The organism is Brucella haematophila (assembly GCF_005938105.1).
GTDB classification, from domain to species: domain Bacteria; phylum Pseudomonadota; class Alphaproteobacteria; order Rhizobiales; family Rhizobiaceae; genus Brucella; species Brucella haematophila.
Genome location: NZ_VCPE01000043.1, coordinates 1 through 2,500, shown reverse-complemented (window position 1 = coordinate 2,500; position 2,500 = coordinate 1). Strand labels below are relative to the sequence as shown.

The window sequence follows — 2,500 nt, the reverse complement described above, 5'->3', positions numbered from 1 at the left end:
GGGCTATGGGGACTCACCGTCTTACTGATCCTAATCAAACTCCGAATACCGGGGAGTACTACTGGGCAGACACACGGCGGGTGCTAACGTCCGTCGTGAAGAGGGCAACAACCCTGACCACCATCTAAGGTCCCTAAGTTATGGCTAAGTGGGAAAGGATGTGAGGATCCCAAAACAACCAGGATGTTGGCTTAGAAGCAGCCATCATTTAAAGAAAGCGTAACAGCTCACTGGTCTAAATAAGGGTCTTTGCGCCGAAAATGTACCGGGGCTAAAGCCATACACCGAAGCTGTGGATGCACGTATGTGCGTGGTAGCGGAGCGTTCCGTAAGCCTGTGAAGGGACAGTCGTGAGACATCCTGGAGGTATCGGAAGTGAGAATGCTGACATGAGTAACGATAAAGGGAGTGAGAGACTCCCTCGCCGAAAGTCCAAGGGTTCCTGCTTAAAGTTAATCTGAGCAGGGTTAGCCGGCCCCTAAGGCGAGGCCGAAAGGCGTAGTCGATGGGAACCACGTTAATATTCGTGGGCCTGCAGGTAGTGACGGATCGCGTGTGTTGTAAGGTCTTATTGGATTGATCTTGCAGCGAAGCGGTTCCAGGAAATAGCTCCTGCATATAGACCGTACCCTAAACCGACACTGGTGGACTGGTAGAGAATACCAAGGCGCTTGAGAGAACTGCGTTGAAGGAACTCGGCAAAATGCACGCGTAACTTCGGAAGAAGCGTGACCTCCATTTAGGCAACTAGGTGGGGGTGGCACAGACCAGGGGGTAGCGACTGTTTACCAAAAACACAGGGCTCTGCGAAGTCGCAAGACGACGTATAGGGTCTGACGCCTGCCCGGTGCTGGAAGGTTAAGAGGAGATGTGCAAGCATTGAATTGAAGCCCCAGTAAACGGCGGCCGTAACTATAACGGTCCTAAGGTAGCGAAATTCCTTGTCGGGTAAGTTCCGACCTGCACGAATGGCGTAACGACTTCCCCGCTGTCTCCAACGCAGACTCAGTGAAATTGAATTCCCCGTGAAGATGCGGGGTTCCTGCGGTTAGACGGAAAGACCCCGTGCACCTTTACTATAGCTTTACACTGGCATTCGTGTCGGCATGTGTAGGATAGGTGGTAGACTTTGAAGCAGTGGCGCCAGCCATTGTGGAGTCATCCTTGAAATACCACCCTTGCCTATATGGATGTCTAACTGCGGCCCGTTATCCGGGTCCAGGACCGTGTATGGTGGGTAGTTTGACTGGGGCGGTCGCCTCCTAAAGAGTAACGGAGGCGCGCGATGGTAGGCTCAGAACGGTCGGAAATCGTTCGTCGAGTGCAATGGCATAAGCCTGCCTGACTGCAAGACTGACAAGTCGAGCAGAGACGAAAGTCGGTCATAGTGATCCGGTGGTCCCGCGTGGAAGGGCCATCGCTCAACGGATAAAAGGTACGCCGGGGATAACAGGCTGATGACCCCCAAGAGTCCATATCGACGGGGTTGTTTGGCACCTCGATGTCGACTCATCGCATCCTGGGGCTGGAGCAGGTCCCAAGGGTATGGCTGTTCGCCATTTAAAGCGGTACGTGAGTTGGGTTCAGAACGTCGTGAGACAGTTCGGTCCCTATCTGCCGTGGGTGTAGGAATATTGATAGGATCTGTCCCTAGTACGAGAGGACCGGGATGGACGTATCTCTGGTGGACCTGTTGTCGTGCCAACGGCATAGCAGGGTAGCTATATACGGACGGGATAACCGCTGAAGGCATCTAAGCGGGAAACCCACCTAAAAACGAGTATTCCCTATCAGAGCCGTGGAAGACCACCACGTTGATAGGCCGGGTGTGGAAGTGCGGCAACGCATGCAGCTTACCGGTACTAATAGCTCGATCGACTTGATCACTCCCATTTACAATATCCATCGAACAACGTTCGATGATGAAGGCAATATGGCAGTAGGGCAGTAAGGCAATATGTTTGCCTAAAGCCCTTAACCATCGCCTGCACAGAAAGACAAAGCACGAAGGCAAAGGACAGGCGCAGCCTAAACATACTGCCCTATTCCCCTAATGCCTTACTGCCCTAATCCAGCTTCTCAATTTGTGTTCTTCGCCGACCTGGTGGTTATGGCGGAGCGGCTGCACCCGATCCCATTCCGAACTCGGCCGTGAAACGCTCCAGCGCCAATGGTACTTCATCTTAAGATGCGGGAGAGTAGGTCGCTGCCAGGTCTGCTAAGCACACAAACCAAATCATCTTCTCAAAACCATACAAAACACTCCAAACACGCGTAAAACGCTAAAAATACCCAACCGGTTATAAAATAAACACCCTGGCGCGGGGTGGAGCGGCACCTTCCGACCGCAGACGGCAAAGCCGGCGAGGACGGAAAACCAAACAAAAACCGGCTTAAGCTCGGTGCGCACAAAGTTTATCGCGGGGTGGAGCAGCCCGGTAGCTCGTCAGGCTCATAACCTGAAGGCCGCAGGTTCAAATCCTGCCCCCGCAACCAAAAC

The 2,500-nt window shown here is 53.2% G+C and carries 1 tRNA gene and 2 rRNA genes (1 of these 3 cut by a window edge); all 3 read left to right on the top strand.

Annotated features, from left to right (window positions below):
* Window positions 1-1,887, top strand: a 23S ribosomal RNA gene (locus FGI60_RS26035) (it extends 926 nt beyond the left edge of the window).
* A 213-nt stretch (window positions 1,888-2,100) separates the two neighbouring features.
* Window positions 2,101-2,215 (top strand): 5S ribosomal RNA (gene rrf / locus FGI60_RS26030).
* 204 nt (window positions 2,216-2,419) lie between these two features.
* Window positions 2,420-2,496, top strand: a tRNA-Met gene (locus FGI60_RS26025).
* The last annotated feature ends 4 nt before the right edge of the window (window positions 2,497-2,500 follow it).